At 72.2% G+C, this 18,693-nt stretch carries 17 protein-coding genes; 7 read left to right on the forward strand and 10 right to left on the reverse strand.

Annotated elements, in window-relative coordinates; all coding sequences use genetic code 11:
• Positions 1-98: 98 nt before the first annotated feature.
• The gene (sufB, locus tag ABT006_RS22130; protein ID WP_091105216.1) at positions 99-1,529 is read right to left on the reverse strand and encodes a Fe-S cluster assembly protein SufB; all 1,431 of its coding nucleotides are present in this window, start codon (positions 1,527-1,529) and stop codon (positions 99-101) included.
• A complete protein-coding gene (locus tag ABT006_RS22135) occupies positions 1,526-2,284 on the reverse strand; it encodes a helix-turn-helix transcriptional regulator (protein WP_350709133.1) in 759 nt (252 codons plus the stop codon). Before ABT006_RS22135 ends, sufB begins: the two co-directional genes overlap by 4 nt.
• Positions 2,285-2,382: 98 nt before the next feature.
• On the opposite strand from ABT006_RS22135, the gene ABT006_RS22140 reads away from it, so the two are divergent.
• Positions 2,383-3,345 carry a COX15/CtaA family protein gene (locus ABT006_RS22140; RefSeq protein ID WP_350709135.1) on the forward strand — a complete coding sequence of 321 codons (963 nt, stop codon included), beginning with the start codon at positions 2,383-2,385 and terminating at the stop codon, positions 3,343-3,345.
• 122 nt (positions 3,346-3,467) lie between these two features.
• Here the strand turns inward: ABT006_RS22140 and ABT006_RS22145 are convergent, their stop codons facing one another.
• The 3 genes from ABT006_RS22145 to ABT006_RS22155 all read right to left on the reverse strand — a co-directional run bounded on the left by ABT006_RS22145 (position 3,468) and on the right by ABT006_RS22155 (position 6,008).
• Positions 3,468-4,391: an ATP-grasp domain-containing protein gene (locus ABT006_RS22145; protein WP_350709137.1), complete on the reverse strand. Its 924-nt coding sequence runs from the start codon at positions 4,389-4,391 to the stop codon at positions 3,468-3,470.
• 6 nt (positions 4,392-4,397) lie between these two features.
• Entirely contained in the window at positions 4,398-4,730 is a 333-nt protein-coding gene (locus tag ABT006_RS22150) for a hypothetical protein (protein ID WP_350709139.1), read from the reverse strand.
• Positions 4,731-5,048: 318 nt separating this feature from the next.
• Positions 5,049-6,008, reverse strand: coding sequence for a heme o synthase (locus ABT006_RS22155; protein WP_350709141.1), 960 nt, complete (start codon positions 6,006-6,008; stop codon positions 5,049-5,051).
• 263 nt (positions 6,009-6,271) lie between these two features.
• On the opposite strand from ABT006_RS22155, the gene tkt reads away from it, so the two are divergent.
• From tkt to pgl, 6 genes are all read left to right on the forward strand, one after another.
• Positions 6,272-8,410 (forward strand): transketolase, encoded by a 2,139-nt coding sequence (tkt, locus tag ABT006_RS22160; protein ID WP_350709143.1) that lies wholly within the window; start codon positions 6,272-6,274, stop codon positions 8,408-8,410.
• A gap of 16 nt (positions 8,411-8,426) precedes the next feature.
• Complete coding sequence (gene tal / locus ABT006_RS22165; RefSeq protein ID WP_350709145.1) at positions 8,427-9,608, forward strand: transaldolase; 1,182 nt, start codon at positions 8,427-8,429, stop codon at positions 9,606-9,608.
• A gap of 67 nt (positions 9,609-9,675) precedes the next feature.
• Positions 9,676-11,325, forward strand: a complete 1,650-nt coding sequence (locus ABT006_RS22170; RefSeq protein ID WP_350709147.1) for a phosphoglucose isomerase-related protein — start codon at positions 9,676-9,678, stop codon at positions 11,323-11,325.
• Positions 11,326-11,336: 11 nt separating this feature from the next.
• On the forward strand, positions 11,337-12,878 hold the full coding sequence (gene zwf / locus ABT006_RS22175; protein WP_466024345.1) for a glucose-6-phosphate dehydrogenase: 1,542 nt from the start codon (positions 11,337-11,339) through the stop codon (positions 12,876-12,878).
• A gap of 31 nt (positions 12,879-12,909) precedes the next feature.
• Positions 12,910-13,926, forward strand: a complete 1,017-nt coding sequence (locus ABT006_RS22180; RefSeq protein WP_350709148.1) for a glucose-6-phosphate dehydrogenase assembly protein OpcA — start codon at positions 12,910-12,912, stop codon at positions 13,924-13,926.
• A 67-nt stretch (positions 13,927-13,993) separates the two neighbouring features.
• Positions 13,994-14,764: a 6-phosphogluconolactonase gene (gene pgl, locus ABT006_RS22185; protein WP_350709150.1), complete on the forward strand. Its 771-nt coding sequence runs from the start codon at positions 13,994-13,996 to the stop codon at positions 14,762-14,764.
• Between the two features lie 39 nt (positions 14,765-14,803).
• Here pgl and ABT006_RS22190 read toward each other — a convergent pair whose 3' ends face one another.
• From ABT006_RS22190 to gap, 5 genes are all read right to left on the reverse strand, one after another.
• Entirely contained in the window at positions 14,804-15,151 is a 348-nt protein-coding gene (locus ABT006_RS22190; RefSeq protein ID WP_350709152.1) for an RNA polymerase-binding protein RbpA, read from the reverse strand.
• 133 nt (positions 15,152-15,284) lie between these two features.
• Positions 15,285-15,548 carry a preprotein translocase subunit SecG gene (gene secG / locus ABT006_RS22195; protein WP_350709154.1) on the reverse strand — a complete coding sequence of 88 codons (264 nt, stop codon included), beginning with the start codon at positions 15,546-15,548 and terminating at the stop codon, positions 15,285-15,287.
• 95 nt (positions 15,549-15,643) lie between these two features.
• Entirely contained in the window at positions 15,644-16,435 is a 792-nt protein-coding gene (tpiA, locus tag ABT006_RS22200) for a triose-phosphate isomerase (protein WP_350709156.1), read from the reverse strand.
• Complete coding sequence (locus tag ABT006_RS22205) at positions 16,435-17,634, reverse strand: phosphoglycerate kinase (protein ID WP_350709158.1); 1,200 nt, start codon at positions 17,632-17,634, stop codon at positions 16,435-16,437. The genes tpiA and ABT006_RS22205 overlap by 1 nt, the downstream gene beginning before the upstream one ends.
• 52 nt (positions 17,635-17,686) lie before the next feature.
• The gene (gene gap, locus ABT006_RS22210) at positions 17,687-18,691 is read right to left on the reverse strand and encodes a type I glyceraldehyde-3-phosphate dehydrogenase (RefSeq protein ID WP_350709160.1); all 1,005 of its coding nucleotides are present in this window, start codon (positions 18,689-18,691) and stop codon (positions 17,687-17,689) included.
• Positions 18,692-18,693 lie beyond the last annotated feature (2 nt).

Consider the following 18,693-nt stretch of genomic DNA (forward strand, 5'->3'; position numbering starts at 1 on the left):
CGCGACGACGGTGTCATTGATCGGAGGGTGGGCCCGGGTTCGCGCGACTCGGCCAGCGGGTCGGGCTTCGCGCGATCCCGACGGGTCACCGGTCGGCGTCAGCCGACCGCGCCCTCCATCTGCAGCTCGATCAGGCGGTTGAGCTCCAGGGCGTACTCCATCGGGAGTTCCTTGGCGATCGGCTCGATGAAGCCGCGCACGATCATCGCCATCGCCTCGTCCTCGCTCAGGCCCCGGCTCATCAGGTAGAAGAGCTGGTCCTCGCTGACCTTGGAGACGGTGGCCTCGTGCCCCATCGACACGTCGTCCTCACGGATGTCGACGTACGGGTAGGTGTCGGAGCGGGAGATGGTGTCGACGAGCAGCGCGTCGCACTTGACCGTGCTGCGGCTGTTGGTCGAGCCCTCCAGCACCTGCACCAGGCCGCGGTACGAGGTGCGGCCGCCGCCCCGGGCGATCGACTTGGAGACGATGGTGGAGGAGGTGTGCGGCGCGGCGTGCACCATCTTGGCGCCGGCGTCCTGGTGCTGGCCCTCGCCGGCCATGGCCACCGAGAGCACCTCGCCCTTGGCGTGCTCGCCGGTCATGTAGACCGCCGGGTACTTCATGGTGACCTTGGAGCCGATGTTGCCGTCGATCCACTCCATGGTCGCGCCCTCGTGGCACACGGCGCGCTTGGTGACCAGGTTGTAGACGTTGTTCGACCAGTTCTGGATGGTCGTGTAGCGGCACCGGGCGTTCTTCTTGACGATGATCTCCACCACGGCGCTGTGCAGCGAGTCCGAGGAGTAGATCGGCGCGGTGCAGCCCTCGACGTAGTGCACGTACGCACCCTCGTCGACGATGATCAGCGTCCGCTCGAACTGGCCCATGTTCTCCGTGTTGATCCGGAAGTAGGCCTGCAGCGGGATCTCCACGTGCACGCCCTTCGGCACGTAGATGAACGAGCCGCCGGACCAGACGGAGGTGTTCAGCGCGGCGAACTTGTTGTCGCCGACCGGGATGACCGTGCCGAAGTACTCCTTGAACAGGTCCTCGTGCTCCTTGAGGGCGGTGTCGGTGTCGAGGAAGACGACGCCCTGCTCCTCCAGGTCCTCACGGATCTTGTGGTAGACGACCTCGGACTCGTACTGCGCCGCGACGCCCGCGATCAGCCGCTGCTTCTCCGCCTCGGGGATGCCCAGCTTGTCGTAGGTGTTCTTGATGTCCTCGGGCAGGTCCTCCCAGCTGGTGGCCTGCTTCTCCGTGGACCGGACGAAGTACTTGATGTTGTCGAAGTCGATCCCGGTGAGGTCGGCGCCCCAGGCCGGCATGGGCTTGCGGTCGAACAGCCGCAGGCCCTTCAGCCGCAGGTCGAGCATCCAGGCCGGCTCGTTCTTCTTGGCCGAGATGTCCCGCACCACCGCCTCGTTGAGGCCGCGCTGGGCGACCGCCCCGGCGACGTCGGGGTCGGCCCAGCCGTACTCGTATCGACCCAGGGCGGCGAGCTGCTCTTCCTGGGTCAGGGGCTGGACGATCTGCTCGGTCATCTATCTGTCCTCACAGTGGTGACGGTCTTACCGGACTGGGCGCGCCCCGGCTGGGCGGGAATGTGCGTGGTGCACACCCCGTCGCCGTGCGCGATGGTGGCCAGGCGCTGCACGTGGGTGCCGACCAGGCGGGAAATCACCGCGGTCTCGGCCTCGCACAGCTGGGGGAACTCGGCGGCCACGTGCGCCACCGGGCAGTGGTGCTGACAGAGCTGGCCGCCGGAGGCGATCGTGGACGCGTTGGCAGCGTAGCCCTCGGCGGTCAGCGCCCCGGCGAGCGCCTCGGCCCGCGCGAGGGGGTCGTCGCCGGCGTCCTCCATGGCGGCCCGGCAGCGGGCCTCCAGGGCGGCGACCTGGTCGGCGGCGAACGCCTCGACCGCCTCGGCGCCGCCGTTGCGCGCGATCCAGCGCAGCGCGGCGGTGGCCATGTTGTCGTAGTGGTGGGTGCCGCAGCGGCCCCGGGCCGCGTCGGTCAGCAGGAACACCTTCGCCGGGCGGCCCCGGCCCCGGTGACCGCGGACCGTCTGGTCGCGGGCGACCACGTCACCGTCGGCGAGCATCGCGTCGAGGTGCCGCCGGATCGCGGCCGGGCTGAGCCCGAGCGCCGAGCCGAGCTGCGCGGCGGTGGTCGCCCCCCGCTCCAGCAGCAGGTGGGTGACCCGGTCCCGGGTGGAAAGGTCGCTGGCGGACACGGGCTGACCGGCGGCCGGGGCGGCCGCCGGCTGGTGCCCGGAGAGCGCCGCCGCGTTTTTCACAACGCCCACGTTACGTAATTCGTCGGGGGGCCGCAAACCCGGGTCCCGGTGATCCGAACCACCGCGCCGGCGGAGCCGCACGAACCTCGATCACTACGGTGCGTAGGATTTGCGCCGTGACTCCATCCGTCCGGTTCCCGGTCTCCACCGCCCTGCTGCGCCGCCTCGCGCTCGCCTCGATCATCGCGAACGTGGGCATCGTCGTCACCGGCGGGGCGGTCCGGCTCACCCAGTCCGGCCTCGGCTGCCCCACCTGGCCCCGGTGCACGGACGAGTCGTACGTGGCAACCGCCGAGATGGGCATCAACGGGGCGATCGAGTTCGGCAACCGCCTGCTCACCTTCGCGGTCGGCGTCATCGCGCTGGCGGTGCTGGTGGCCGTGCTGCTGCAACGCCCCCGCCGCCGCGAACTGCTCCCCCTCGCGGTCGCCGTGCTCTTCGGCATCCCGGCCCAGGCGGTCGTCGGCGGCATCACCGTGCTCACCGACCTCAACCCGTGGGTGGTGGGCCTGCACTTCCTCGCCTCGATGCTCGTGATCGCGGCCGCGTACGCGCTGTGGCGGCGGATCGGGGACCCGGCCGGCCCGGCGGTGGCCGTGGTGCCGGCGCCGCTGCGGACCCTCGCGGTGATCACCACCGTGGTCAGCGCGGCGGTGCTGGTGATCGGCACCTGGGTGACCGGCAGCGGCCCGCACGCGGGCGACCACGGCGCGGCCCGCAACGGCCTCGACCCGGAGGCGATCTCCCAGGTGCACGCCGACAGCGTCTTCCTGCTCATCGGCCTCTCCGTGGCGCTGGTCTTCGCGTTCCGCGCGGTCGGCGCGGCACGGGCCGCACGGGCCGCCCTGGTGCTGGTCGCGGTGGAGCTGGGTCAGGGCCTGATCGGCTTCGTGCAGTACTTCACCAACCTGCCCGCGCTACTGGTGGGCGCGCACATGCTCGGCTCCTGCCTGGTGCTGCTGGCCACCCTCTCGGTCCAGTGGGCCACCCGCGAACGCCGTCCCGTCGCGCCGGCCCCGGACCCCTCCCCCGCCGAGGACGCCGTCCCCGTCGCCGCCTGACGGGCGTCAGGCGGCGACCGACGGCGACGTCCGCCGACGGCGGGCGGGACGAGCCGCACGGTGCGGACCCTGGCGGCCCGGGCACCGGGCGGTCCGCACGGTGGCGACCGCCCGGCGTCGGGTCAGCGTGGCGGGCGGCCCAGGTGGGTCAGGATCGCGCCGGCCAGGCGGTCGGCGGCGCCCTCGGCGTACCCGAGGAACAGCGACGGCTCGGTGAGCTCCAGCTCGACCAGGATCGAGGCGCCGTCCGGGCCGGGGATCAGGTCGACCCTGGCGTAGAGCAGCCGCTCCGGCCCGCCGGGCACCGCCGCGAGGGCTTGTTCCGCCACCGCCAGCTGCTCCGGGGTGGCCGTCCGTGGCGTGATCTCCTCGGGCTTGTAGAGCCCCTCCACGCCCAGGTCCGGCCCGGTGAGCATGGGGCCCTTGCGGATCGCGTGACTGTACGCCAGGCCGTCCGGGCCGGCCAGGAAGAGCAGCGCCGTCTCACCGACGGTGTCGACGGCGGCCAGGTACGGCTGGACCATGGTCACGCGGCCGGTCGCCGCGAGCCGCCGCACGTGCGCGACGGCCAGTTCCCGGTGCTCCGGATCGGCCAGGTCGTACCGGCCGGTGTCCTGGCTGCCCGCGCTGATCGACGGTTTGAGGACGTACTCGCCGGAGTCGGCGGGCGGCTGCCAGCTCTCTCCCGGCTCCACCCAGGTCGTGGGGACGGTCGGCACGCCCGCGGCGGAGAGTTCGGCGAGGTACCGCTTGTCGGTGTTCCAGCGGACCACGTCGGCCGGGTTGGCCAGGGCGGGGACGGCGGCCGCCCAGGCGACGAACTCGTCGCGGCGGGGCGTGTAGTCCCACGGCGAGCGGAGCACGGCCAGGTCGTAGCCGGCCCAGTCGGCGGTGGGGTCGTCCCAGACCACCGGTTCGGCGGTCACGCCGCGGCGCGCGAGCGGGTCGAGCACCAGCCGGTCGTCGGCCTCGAGGGTGGGCAGTTCGGCACAGGTGATGAGAGCGACCCGGGGTTCCCCCCGGGTCGACTGGTGGTGGGTGGTCAATTTATGTCAACGGGCCATCGAGCGCCGCGCCATCGACCGCCAGAGGTCGTTGCTCGGGCGCATCTGGTCCATGAGTTCACGCTCCCAGGCGTTCTCGACGGTGACGCCCGCCTTCGCGCAGGCCTGCCGCGCGACGACGGTGTCGTCCGCGAACTGGTCACCCCACACCCCGTCCTCGCCCACGAGGACGATGCGTGCGCCGCGCTTGCCGACGTACTCGATGACCGCCTTCGCCCCGCCGTGTCCGGCGGCGAACGACTTGATGCCCGCGACCAGGCCCTGGGGGGCCTGGTCGGCGGTCTGATCGGCCGTCAGCGTCGTATCGGAACCATCTGCCATGACGCGAAGCGTAAGCAGACTTCCATCCGGCCGGGCGAGAACCATGAAGCTTTTGTGATGCCAATTACCACGAGGTTTAAGGAAGACCACAGGTGAATCGCCCGATTTTATCCGGACTTACCACCGCAAAGCTCCGCCGCAAATCGGGCCTGCCTGGGGCATGCCGAACCGTTCGGACGATGCCCATGCTGTCACGGATGTAACAAGAAACCCGGACAAGGCATACACGATGCTGATTTTCCCGCACGGTGCTCCCCGCACCCGGCGCGCCGCCAGCGCACGCACTCGCCGGCCGGGGCGCGCGGTGACCGTCCGGGGTCAGATCAGCGCGTCGAGCGCGACGGCGGCGAAGAGGATCGTCAGGTAGGTCGTCGACCAGTGGAACAGCCGCATCGGCTTGACGGCCTGGCCCCGCGAGACCGACCGGGCCAGCCGGTGCGCCTCCACCAGGAAGATGCCGCCGACCACCAGGGTGGGCACGCCGTAGATCGCGCTCATCCCCAGCGGCCACACCGCCAGCGAGGAGGCCACGGTGAGCCACGCGAAAATGATGATCTCGGCGTTGACCCGACGGGCGGAGGCCACCACCGGCAGCATCGGGATGCCGGCCCGGGCGTAGTCGTCCTTGTACTTCATCGCCAGCGGGTAGAAGTGCGGCATCTGCCAGAAGAAGACCACCGCGAACAGCGCCCACGCGGCGGGCGCCAGCGACCCGGTCACCGCCGCCCAGCCGATCAGCACCGGCGCCGCCCCGCAGGCGCCGCCCCAGAACGTGTTCGCCGTCGTGGTGCGCTTGAGCCAGAGGGTGTAGACGAGGTCGTAGTAGGCGATCGCGGCCAGGGTGAGGCCGGCCGCCAGCAGGTTGGTGAACGCCGCCATCAGCGCGACCGACACCACCGCCAGCACCAGCCCGAAGATCAGCGCGTTGCGCGGCGACACGGTGTGCGCCGGCAGCGGGCGGCGCTTGGTGCGCCGCATCAACTCGTCGATGTCCCGGTCGATGTAGCAGTTGATGACGCTGGCCGCGCCCGCGGCGAGCGAGCCGCCGACCAGCACCACGGCCATGAGCCAGAGCGACGGCATGCCGCCGTCCGCGAGCATCATCGCCGGCACGGTGGTGACCAGGAGCAGCTCCACGATCCGCGGCTTGGTCAGCGTCACGTACGCCGAGAGCACCGCGCGGACGTCGCGGCGACCGGCCGCCGGGGCCTCCGCCGCCGCGCGCACCGGCGGCTGCCCGGCAGAGTTGCTGACGGGGCGCTCGGTGATCATGCTCACGGATTGCCACCTTCCGGCGTCGGCAGGGGAGGTCGGATCGGTCGGACCCGGCTCGGGCCACACACCGCACCACAGACTACGCGCTGTCGTTTTGGCTGCCCGGGCGACCCGACAACGGTGCGGGCCGTCACACCGCCGATCGAACCACCGATCCTCCCGGACGCGCACGGACCTGCATGCAGAGATCCCCGGGCGGACGTTTAGGACCGCTCGATAGGGTCATCGCTGAGGGTTCCGCCCATCTGCCGAGGAGCACAACCATCGTGGCTGCCAACCGACCCGAGCACCCCGCACTGAACTGGTCCGACCTCGACCGCCGGGCCGTCGACACCGTCCGCGTGCTGGCCATGGACGCCGTGGAGAAATCCGGCAACGGCCACCCGGGCACCGCGATGAGCCTCGCGCCCGCTGCCTACCTGCTCTTCAACCGGGTCATGCGGCACAACCCGGCCGACCCGAACTGGCCCGGCCGGGACCGCTTCGTGCTCTCGGCGGGCCACTCCAGCCTCACCCTCTACATCCAGCTCTTCCTCGCCGGCTACCCGCTCAGCCTCGACGACCTCAAGTCGCTGCGGCAGTGGGGCTCGCTCACCCCGGGCCACCCCGAGCACGGCCACACCCCGGGCGTCGAGACCACCACCGGCCCGCTCGGCCAGGGCCTCGGCAACGCGGTCGGCATGGCGATGGCGGCCCGCCGCGAGCGTGGCCTGTTCGACCCGGAGGGCGAGCCGGGCGCCTCGGTCTTCGACCACGACATCTGGTGCATCGCCTCCGACGGCGACATCGAGGAGGGCATCAGCCACGAGGCCAGCGCGCTCGCCGGGCACCAGCAGCTCGGCAACCTCACGGTGATCTACGACGACAACGAGATCTCGATCGAGGACGACACCCGGATCGCCATGAGCGAGGACGTCGCGGCCCGCTACGAGGCGTACGGCTGGCACGTGCAGACGGTCGACTGGCGCACCGGCGACGCCGACCAGGGCGACTACCACGAGGACGTGGAGGCCCTGCACCGGGCGCTGCTGGCGGCGAAGGCCGAGACCGGCCGCCCCTCCTTCATCGCGCTGCGCACCATCATCGGCTGGCCCGCGCCCAACAAGAAGAACACCGGCAAGATCCACGGCTCCGCGCTCGGCGGCGACGAGGTGGCCGCCACCAAGCAGATCCTCGGCTTCGACCCGGCGCAGTCCTTCGAGGTCGACGAGAAGGTGCTCGCGCACGCCCGCCTGGTGATGGAGCGGGGCGCCCGCGCCCAGCAGGAGTGGACCGCGGCGTTCGACGGCTGGTCGAAGGCCAACCCGGAGCGCCGGGCGCTCTACGACCGGATGTCCGGCCGGGCGCTGCCGGACGGCTGGGCCGAGGCCCTGCCCGAATTCCCGGCCGACGCCAAGGGCATCGCCACCCGGGCCGCCTCCGGCAAGGTCCTGGCGGCGCTCGCCCCGGTGCTGCCCGAGCTGTGGGGCGGCTCGGCCGACCTGGCCGAGAGCAACAACACCACCATGAAGGGCGAGCCGTCCTTCATCCCGGCCGCCTGGGCCACCAAGGAGTTCCCGGGCCACGAGTACGGCCGCACGCTGCACTTCGGCATCCGCGAGCACGCCATGGGCGCGATCCTCAACGGCATCGCCCTGCACGGCGGCACCCGCCCGTACGGCGGCACCTTCCTGGTGTTCAGCGACTACATGCGCCCCTCCGTCCGGCTCGCCGCGCTGATGAAGCTGCCGGTGGTCTACGTCTGGACGCACGACTCGATCGGCCTCGGCGAGGACGGCCCCACCCACCAGCCGGTCGAGCACCTGACCGCGCTGCGCGCCATCCCCGGCCTGGACGTGGTCCGCCCGGCCGACGCCAACGAGACCGCCTGGGCCTGGCGGTGCGCGCTGGAGCACACCGACCGGCCGACCGCGCTGGCGCTCAGCCGCCAGGCGCTGCCGACCTTCGACCGGTCGACGCTGGCCGGCGCCGAGGGCGTGGCGAAGGGCGGCTACGTACTCGCCGAGGCGTCCACCGGCAAGCCGCAGGTGATCCTCGTCGGCACCGGTTCCGAGGTGCAGCTCTGCCTGACCGCGCGGGAGCGGCTGGAGGCCGACGGCACCCCCACCCGGGTCGTCTCGATGCCCTGCCAGGAGTGGTTCGCCGAGCAGGACGAGGCATACCGGGAGTCGGTGCTGCCACGCGGGGTAAAGGCACGGGTGAGCGTGGAGGCGGGCATCGCCATGTCCTGGCGGCACCTCGTCGGCGACTGCGGCGAGAGCGTCAGCCTGGAGCACTACGGCGCCAGCGCCCCGCACTCCATGCTCTTCGAGCAGTTCGGGTTCACCCCCGACCGGATCGTGGCCGCCGCGCACGCGGCGCTCACCCGGGTGGGCGACATCACCGGTTTCACGACCGGCAACTGAGGGGAGCGTGGACGGCATGACGAAGGACAGGCTGGGCGAGCTCAGCGCCGCGGGTGTGGCGATCTGGCTCGACGATCTCTCCCGGACGCGACTCAGCTCCGGCGGGCTGGACCAGTTGCGCCGCGAGAAGCACCTGGTCGGGGTGACCTCCAACCCGACCATCTTCGCGAAGGCGCTGAGCGACGCGGACGAGTACGACTGGCAACTGAAGGACCTCGCCATCCGTGGGGTGGACGTCGAGGAGGCCGTCCGCATGCTCACCACGTACGACGTGCGGTGGGCCTGTGACGTGATGCGGCCGGCGTACGACGCGACCGCGGGGGTGGACGGCCGGGTCTCCATCGAGGTGGACCCGCGGCTGGCCCACGAGACCGAGAAGACCGTCGCCGAGGCCGGGGCGCTGTGGTGGCTGATCGACCGCCCCAACCTCTTCATCAAGATCCCGGCCACCGAGGCGGGCCTGCCGGCGATCACCGCCACCCTGGCCCAGGGGATCAGCGTCAACGTCACGCTGATCTTCGGGCTGGACCGCTACTCCCAGGTGATGGACGCGTTCCTGGCCGGCCTGGAGCAGGCGAAGGCGAACGGCCACGACCTGTCCAAGATCGGGTCCGTGGCGTCGTTCTTCGTCTCCCGCGTCGACACCGAGGTCGACAAGCGGCTGGAGAAGATCGGCTCCGCCGAGGCCAAGGCGCTGCGCGGCAAGGCCGCCATCGCCAACGCCAAGCTGGCGTACGAGCGCTACGGCACGGTCTTCTCCTCCGACCGCTGGCAGGCCCTCGCCGACGCCGGCGCACACCCGCAGCGGCCGCTGTGGGCGTCCACCTCCACCAAGAACCCGGACTACCGGGACGTCATCTACGTGGAGGAGCTGATCGCGCCCGGCACCGTCAACACCATGCCGGAACCGGTCATCCACGCGTACGCCGACCACGGCGAGACCCACCCCGACACCATCACCGGCTCGTACGACGAGGCCCGCAAGGTCTTCGCCGACCTGGCGTCGGTCGGGGTCGACATGGCCGACGTGATCGCCACCCTGGAGCGCGAGGGCGTGGAGAAGTTCGAGGCCAGCTGGCTGGAGCTGCTCGACGGCGTACGCAAGTCGCTGGCCGCCGCGGGCAAGGGCACCAGCCACCCGGGCGACGCCGCGAAGGGCAACGCGCGGGCCGCGCAGCAGGCGGGAGGCAACGCGTGAGCGAGCGAACCATCAGGCACCGCAGCGTGGCGCCGCGCGCCGCCGCCGAGCGGAGCGAGGTGGCGGCGTGAGCGACCTGCTCGCCGGGCCGGTCGAGACGGCCGCCGGGCTCGCCGTGCACGGGGCCGACACGGTGGACAAGTCGGCCCCGGCCTCGACTCGGGACGCGCTGGTCAAGGCCGGCGTGCCGGGCAGGCTGGCGGAGAAGGACCCGACCCTGTGGGGCCCGGACGCCGAGGCCGAGGCGAAGATCCGCCTCGGCTGGGTGGACACCCACCGGCGCAGCCGCGAGCTGCTCCCCCAGCTCGCCGAGCTGAAGGCGGAGCTGGCCGACCTGGACCACGTGGTGCTCGCCGGCATGGGCGGCTCGTCGCTGGCCCCGGAGGTCATCGCGCGCACCCTCGGCAAGCAGCTGACCGTGCTCGACACCACCGACCCGGGGCAGGTCCGGGCGGCGCTGGCCGACCGGCTGGAGCGCACCGTGGTCGTGGTGGCCAGCAAGTCGGGCTCGACGGTGGAGACCGACAGCCACCGCCGGGCCTACTGGCAGGCGTTCCTGGACGCCGGGATGACCGAGGCGGAGGCCGGCCGGCACTTCGTCATCGTCACCGACCCCGGTTCGCCGCTGGAGGCCACCGCCGCCGAGATGGGCGCCTTCACCGTGCTGGCCGACCCGAACGTGGGCGGCCGCTACTCGGCGCTGACCGCGTTCGGGCTGGTCCCGTCGGCGCTGGCCGGCGTCGAGGTGGCCGAACTGCTCGACGAGGCGGACGCGCTGTCCCGGTCGCTGGGCGGCGACCGGGACAACCCGGGCCTGGCCCTGGGCGCCGCCCTCGGGGCGGCGGCCACCATGGGCCGGGACAAGGTCGCCCTGATCTCCGACGGCACCGGCATCGACGGCCTCGGCGACTGGGCGGAGCAGCTGATCGCCGAGTCCACCGGCAAGTCCGGCATCGGCATCCTCCCGGTCGTCGTGGAGTCCCCGGAGAGCCCCGGCGCCGGCGGCGCCGACGTGCTCACCGTGACCTACGGCGGCGCGCTGGCCACCGGCGCCGTCCCGGGCGGCGGCACCGGCCCGGACGTGGCGGTCAACGGCCCGCTCGGCGCGCAGTTCCTGGCCTGGGAGTACGCCACCGCGATCGCCGGTGTGGTGCTCGGCATCGACCCGTTCAACCAGCCCAACGTCACCGAGTCCAAGGACAACACCAACAAGATCCTCGCCTCGGGTCCGCCGGCGGAGACGCCGTCGTTCACCTCGGGCGCGATCGAGGTGTACGCGCCGCAGGGCGCCCCGGGCGACCTGGCCGGCGTGCTCCGCTGGCTGGTCGACGGGCTGGGCGGCGACGGTTACCTCGCGGTGATGGCGTACCTCGACCGGTTCGCCGACGCCGACGCGGCCCGGCTGCGGCCGCTGCTGGCCGGGGCCTCCGGGCGGCCGGTCACCTTCGGCTGGGGGCCGCGGTTCCTGCACTCCACCGGCCAGTACCACAAGGGCGGCCCGCAGGTCGGCAGCTACCTCCAGCTCACCGGCGCGGTCGCCGACGACCTGCCGGTGCCCGGCAAGCCGTACACCTTCGGGGAGCTGCAGGCGGCGCAGGCCGCCGGCGACCGGCAGGCCCTGGCCGGGCGGGAGCGCCCCCTGGTGCGGCTGCACCTGACCGACCGGTCCGCGGGCGTGGCCCAGCTGCTCGATGCGGTCGGGGCGCTGCGGGCGTGACGATGAGGACCATGGACGATGCGGAGCGAGGAGGCGGCGTGAACCCGCTACGCGACCCGCAGGACCGCCGGCTGCCGAGGATCCCGGAGCCGTGCGCCCTGGTGATCTTCGGCGTCACCGGCGACCTGGCCCGCAAGAAACTCCTGCCGGCGGTGTACGACCTGGCGAACCGGGGGCTGCTGCCCCCGGGCTTCGTCGTCCTGGGTTTCGCCCGTCGCGACTGGGGCGACGGCGACTTCGAGTCGCTGGCCCACGAGGCCGCCAAGAAGCACGCCCGCACCCCCTGGCGGGAGGAGGTGTGGGCGCGGCTGGTCGGCAACATCAAGTTCGTGGGCGGCTCGTTCGACGACGACGCCGCGTTCGACCACCTCGCCGCCACCCTCGACGAGCTGCGCCAGACGCACGGCATCCCGGGCAACGCCGCCTTCTACTTCTCCATCCCCCCGGCGGCGTTCCCCGTGGTGCTCAAGCAGCTGGCCCGCACGGGGATGGCTGACAACGCCAAGTCCGGCGGCTGGCGCCGGGTGGTGGTGGAGAAGCCGTTCGGGCACGACCTGCCCTCGGCGAAGGCGCTCAACGACCTGGTCGACGACGTCTTCACCCGCAAGGACGTCTTCCGCATCGACCACTACCTGGGCAAGGAGACCGTCCAGAACATCCTCGCCCTGCGGTTCGCCAACAACCTGTTCGAGCCGCTGTGGAACTCCAAGTACGTCGACTCGGTGCAGATCACCATGGCCGAGGACGTCGGCATCGGCACCCGCGCCGGCTTCTACGATTCGGCCGGCGCGGCCCGGGACGTGCTCCAGAACCACCTGCTCCAGCTGCTGGCGCTGGTGGCGATGGAGGAGCCGACGAGCTTCGACGCGGACGAGATCCGCACCGAGAAGCTCAAGGTGCTGCGGGCGATCACCCTGCCGAAGGACATCGCGGAGGGCACCGTCCGCGGCCAGTACCTGCCCGGCTGGGTGGGCGGCCAGCGCGCGGTCGGCTACCTGGAGGAGAAGGGCGTCCCGGAGGACTCGACCACCGAGACGTACGTGGCGGTCCGGCTCGGCATCCAGAACCGCCGCTGGGCGGAGGTGCCGTTCTACATCCGGGCCGGCAAGCGGCTGCCGCGCCGCGTCACCGAGGTCGCCATCATGTTCAAGAAGGCGCCGCACCTGCCGTTCAACGCCGCCGACATGGAGTCGCTGGGCAACAACCAACTCGTCATCCGGGTGCAGCCCGACGAGGGCGTGGTGCTCAAGTTCGGCTCGAAGGTGCCCGGCACCACGATGGAGGTCCGCGACATCGCGATGGACTTCCAGTACGGCGAGGCGTTCACCGAGTCCAGCCCCGAGGCGTACGAGCGGCTGGTGCTGGACGTGCTCATCGGTGACCGCACCCTCTTCCCGGACGCCGCCGAGGTCGAGCAGAGCTGGCAGGTGGTGGACCCGCTGGAGCACGCGTGGGCGGGCACGAAGCCGGAGCCGTACCGGGCCGGTGAGTGGGGGCCCCGCGCCGCCGACGAGATGCTGGCCCGCGAGGGCCGGGCCTGGCGCAGAGCGTGAGCAAGCCCAGCGAGTCAACCAGGAGGCTCCAGTGATCGGCCTGTGGGACACCACCGGCAACGAGGTGGTCAAGGCGCTCGCCGCCGAACGGCGCAGTGCCGGCGGGGTGGCCAGCGGCATGGCGCTCACCCTGATCGTGGTGGTGGACGAGAAGCGGGTACGCGAGGCGGAGGCGGCGGCCACGATAGCGGCCGCCGCCCACCCCTGCCGGCTGGTGGTGGTGGTCCGCTCCGACGTCGAGCGGGAGCGTAACCGCCTCGACGCGGAGATCGTCGTCGGCGGTCGGCTCGGCCCCTGCGAGGCGGTGGTCACCCGGATGTACGGGCGGCTCGCCCTGCACGCCGAGTCGGTGGTGATGCCGCTGCTGGTGCCGGACGTGCCGGTGGTGACGTGGTGGCACGGCGAGCCGCCGGCCGAGATCGCCACCGACTTCCTCGGCGTCGTGGCCGACCGGCGGATCACCGACGCGGCGCAGGCCGCCGACCCGGTCGAGGCGCTGCGCCAGCGGGCCCGGGACTACGCGCCGGGCGACACCGACCTGGCGTGGACCCGGATCACCCCGTGGCGCACGCTGGTGGCCGGGGCGTTCGACACCACCCAGGCGCGGGTGACCGAGGCGACCGTGGTCGCCCCGGCCTCCGACCCCACCGCCGCGCTGATGCGGGGCTGGCTGGCCGCCCGGCTCGGCATCGACCCGGTGTGGCAGCGCACGGACGAGTTCCCCCGCATGCGGGAGGTGCAGCTGCGCTGCGCCAACGGCGACGAGCTGACGCTGACCCGGGAGGACAGCGTGGCGACGTTCCGGCGTACCGGTCAGGAGGACCGGCACCTGCCGCTCGTCCGCCGGCCGCTCGGCGACGAGCTGGCCGAGGAGCTGCGCCGGCTCGACGCCGACCAGGTGTACGCGGAGGCGCTGGGCACCACGGCCGGCCTGACCGGCCTGGATCAGCGCCCGGCGCAGCGGGTGCACGTCTGGAAGGACCCGGCCACCGCGCAGCGGGCCGAGGCGGGGGTGACCGCGCACGCGGGAACGAGCGCCCAGCACTGAGCGCCCGACTGCCGGGCGCACGAGGAACACCGACCGCGCGACGGCCGGAGAAACGAAGGCACATCAGATGAGTGAGGCGAGTGTCGCCGTCCACGCCGACGCCGACCTGCTGGCCCAGGCGGTGGCCGCCCGGCTGCTGGTCAAGCTGCTCGACGCGCAGGCCGAGCGGGGCCAGGCGTCGGTGGTGCTGACCGGCGGGCGGATAGCCGCGGCGGTGCACCGGGCGGTGGCGGCGCTGCCGGCCCGCGACGCCGTGGACTGGTCCCGGGTGGACGTCTGGTGGGGCGACGAGCGGTTCCTGCCCGCCGGCGACCCGGAGCGCAACGAGACGCAGGCCCGGGCGGCCCTGCTGGACGTGGTGCCGCTGGACCCGGCCCGGGTCCACCCGATGCCCGCCTCCGACGGGCCGGCCGGGCCGGATCCGGAGGAGGCGGCCGCCCGCTACGCCGAGGAGCTGGCCCGGGCGGCGCTTCCCGGCCACGCCGCGCTCCCCCACTTCGACGTGCTGATGCTCGGCGTCGGCGAGGACGGGCACGTGGCGTCGGTGTTCCCGGAGCACCCGGTGCACCACGACATCCGGCCGGTCAGCGCCGTCCGGGGCAGCCCGAAGCCCCCGCCGGTGCGGACCACCCTGACCCTCCCGGCGATCAACACCGCCGAGGAGGTCTGGTTGGTGGCCAGCGGCGCCGACAAGTCCCGGGCGGTCGGCATGGCGCTGGCCGGGGCGGGGCCGGTGCAACTGCCGGCGGCCGGCGTGCAGGGCACGGGTCGTACGCTCTGGCTGCTGGACCGGGCGGCGGCGGCCGACGTGCCGGCCCGCCTGCGCAGCCTGCGCTGACGCGGGTGCGGAAGGGGCCCTGCCGGCGAGGGCCCTTCCTCACTGCGCGGCGGTACGGCGGCGGCGCAGGTCGGCGAGGGCCTCGGCCAGGATGGCCTCCCCCTCCTCCGCGCTGCGCCGCTCCTTCACGTACGCCAGGTGGGTCTTGTAGGGCTCCGGCCGGGCCCGGCCCGGCGGGTTCTGCGCGTCCCGGCCGGCGGGGAGGCCGCACCGCGGGCAGTCCCACACCTCCGGGGCCTCGGCGTCGGCGGCGATGCGGATCTCGGTGTGGTGGTCGTTGCGGCACCAGTAGGTGACCGCCCGGCACGGGACCGGCTGGTAGCGCTCGGCGCGGCGTTCGGGGGCGGATCCGATGCGGGTGCCCCGGATGACGTTGCCACTCGGCACGGCTGCTCGCTCCTGTCGTCGGGAGGGGTACCGCCGCGGAGGGGGCGGCGGGCGACGCGGTGCAGCGGGTGAAACGGACTGCGCGCGGCCCGTCAGTGACGGACCGCGCGCAGATTGTACGACCAGACGGCGCTCAGACGGCGCCGCTGGCCGTCTGCAGGCGCAGCCAGAGCCCGAGCCCGACGATGCAGGCGAACCAGACGATGCCCACCAGGACGGTGTAGCGGTCGAGGTTCTTCTCCGCCACCGACGACCCGGCGAGGCTGGAGCTGACGCCGCCACCGAACATGCTCGACAACCCGCCGCCCTTACCACGGTGCAGCAGGATCAGCATGGTCAGCAGGATGCTCGTGATGACCAGCAACACGATCAACGTGTATGCGAACCAGATCGGCATGGCTGGGGTCAGTCCTCTCGTTACGATCCTCGCCCGGGCAGATCGGGCACGGTGGCACCGACCGACGGACGGGCGGAGTCAAGGATAGCGAGCGATCAGCGGGCGATGTGCTCCGGGAACCGGCAGATCTTCGCGAACTCCTCGGCGTCCAGGCTCGCGCCGCCCACCAGCGCCCCGTCGACGTCCGGCTTGGCCATGATCGCCGCGACGTTGGAGGACTTGACGGAGCCGCCGTAGAGGACCCTGACCTGGTCGGCGGTGTCCTGGCCGAAGGACTCGGCCAGCCGCTGGCGGACCGCCTCGCACACCTCCTGCGCGTCCTCCGGGGTGGCCGTCTTGCCCGTGCCGATCGCCCAGACCGGCTCGTACGCCACCACGACCTTCGCCACCTGCTCGGCGGTCAGCCCCTTCAGGGCGCCGTCGAGCTGGTCGCTGCAGTGCGCCACGTGGGTGCCCCGGTCCCGGACGTCGAGCCCCTCGCCCACGCAGAGGATCGGGGTGAGCCCGTGGGTCAGCGCCGCCTGCACCTTGACGTTGACGATCGCGTCGTCCTCGTTGTGGTAGGCGCGCCGCTCCGAGTGCCCGACCACCACGTACGTGCAGCCCAGCTTGGCCAGCATCGGGCCGGAGATGTCGCCGGTGTAGGCCCCCGACGCGTGCGGCGACAGGTCCTGCGCGCCGTAGCCGAGCAGCAGCTTGTCGCCGTCGACGGCGGTCTGCACCGTACGCAGGTCGGTGAACGGCGGCAGGACCACCGTCTCCACGTCGGTGAGCTGCTTCTCGGTGAGGCTGGCCGCCAGCTTCTGCACCAGCAGGTTGGCCTCGAGGTGGTTGAGGTTCATCTTCCAGTTGCCGGCCATCAGGGGCCGGCGGGTGGCGCTCGCCATCAGTTCTCCAGAGCCGCGATGCCAGGGAGGGTCTTGCCCTCCAGGTATTCCAAAGAGGCGCCACCGCCGGTGGAGATGTGCCCGAAAGCGGACTCGTCCAGCCCCAGCGCGCGGACCGCCGCCGCCGAGTCGCCGCCACCGACCACAGTGAACGCGTCGGCCTTCGCGATCGCCTCGGCGACCCCGCGGGTGCCGTGGGCGAACGCCGGCATCTCGAACACGCCCATCGGGCCGTTCCAGAAGATAGTCCGCGCGCCCTTGAGGGCGGCGGCGAACCCGGCGACCGTCTTCGGCCCGATGTCGAGACCCACCCGCTTGCTGGGAATGCCGTCGGCCGGCACGGTGTCGTGCGCGGCGTCCGGGGCGAACGCGTCCGCAGCCACCACGTCGACCGGGAGCAGGATCTTGTCCTCGGAACGCTCCAGCAGGTTGCGGCAGGTCTCGACCATCTCCTCCTCCAGCAGCGAGGAGCCCACCTCGTGGCCCTGGGCCTTGAGGAAGGTGAAGCACATGCCGCCGCCGATGAGCAGCCGGTCGACCGTCGGCAGCAGCGCCTCGATCACGGCGAGCTTGTCGGAGACCTTCGAGCCGCCGAGCACCACCACGTACGGCCGCTCCGGCTCACCCGTGAGCTTCGAGAGGACCTCCACCTCGCGCAGCACCAGCCGACCGGCGACGTGCGGCAGCCGCGCCGGCACGTCGTGGACGCTGGCGTGCTTGCGGTGCACGGCGCCGAACGCGTCGTCGACGTACGCGTCGCCGAGGGCGGCGAGCTGGTCGGCGAAAGCGCCCCGCTCGGCGTCGTCCTTGCTGGTCTCGCCCTTGTTGAAGCGCAGGTTCTCCAGCAGCGCCACCTCGCCGTCGGCCAGCGCCTCCACGGCGGCGCGGGCGGACTCTCCGACGGTGTCGGTGGCGAAGTGCACCCGCGACCCGAGCAGCTCGCCGAGCCGCCCGGCGACCGGACGGAGGCTGAACTGCGGGTCCGGGGCGCCCTTCGGGCGGCCCAGGTGCGAGCAGACGACCACCTTCGCGCCGGCCTCGACAAGCGCGCCCAGCGTCGGCAGGACGGCCCGGATGCGGCCGTCGTCCGTGATGTCACCGGTCTGCTTGTCGAGCGGGACGTTCAGGTCGGCGCGCACCAGCACGCGCCGACCCGACACCCCCTCGGCGAGCAGGTCGTCGAGGGTACGGATGCTCACCGAGTCAGTCCTCCGTTCGTGACTGCGGGGCTCGCAAGCTCACTCCTCGCACTCACAGGGACTGACCCACCAGCTTGACCAGGTCGACCAGTCGGTTGGAGTAGCCCCACTCGTTGTCGTACCAGCCGACGACCTTGACCTGGTTGCCGACGACCTTGGTCAGCGGCGCGTCGAAGATGCACGACGCCGGGTCGGTGACGATGTCGGCGGAGACGATCGGGTCGTCGTTGTAGACCAGGACGCCCTTGAGCGGCCCGTCGGCGGCCGCCTTCATCGCGGCGTTGACCTCGTCGACCGTGGTCTCCCGGTTGAGGTTGACCGTGAGGTCGGTGGTCGAGCCGGTCGGGATCGGCACCCGCAGCGCGTAGCCGTCCAGCTTGCCCTTCAGCTCCGGCAGCACCAGGCCGATCGCCTTCGCGGCGCCGGTCGAGGTCGGCACGATGTTCAGCGCGGCGGCGCGGGCGCGGCGCAGGTCCTTGTGCGGCGCGTCCTGGAGGTTCTGGTCCTGGGTGTACGCGTGGATCGTCGTCATCAGACCGTGCTGGATGCCGAACGTGTCGTGCAGGACCTTCGCCATCGGGGCGAGGCAGTTGGTGGTGCAGGAGGCGTTGGAGATGATGGTGTGCTTGGCCGGGTCGTACTGGTCCTGGTTGACGCCCATCACCACCGTGACGTCCTCGTTCTTCGCCGGCGCGGAGATGATGACCTTCTTGGCCCCGCCGTCGATGTGCGCCTTGGCCTTGGTGGCGTCGGTGAAGAAGCCGGTGGACTCGATGACCACGTCCGCGCCGACCTCGCCCCACGGCAGCTTCGCCGGGTCCTTCTCGGCGTACGCCTTGATGGTCTTGCCGCCCACGGTGATCTCGTCGGCGGTCGCCTTGACCTCGTGCGGGAGGCGACCCAGGATGCTGTCGTACTTGACAAGGTGGGCGAGCGTCGCGTTGTCGGTCAGGTCGTTGACCGCCACGACCTCGACGTCAGCGCCGGACGCCAGCACTGCCCGGAAGAAGTTGCGGCCGATCCGGCCGAAGCCGTTGATGCCAACCCGGATGGTCACAG

The organism is Micromonospora sp. NPDC002717 (assembly GCF_040295705.1).
In the GTDB taxonomy this organism is placed as follows: domain Bacteria; phylum Actinomycetota; class Actinomycetes; order Mycobacteriales; family Micromonosporaceae; genus Micromonospora.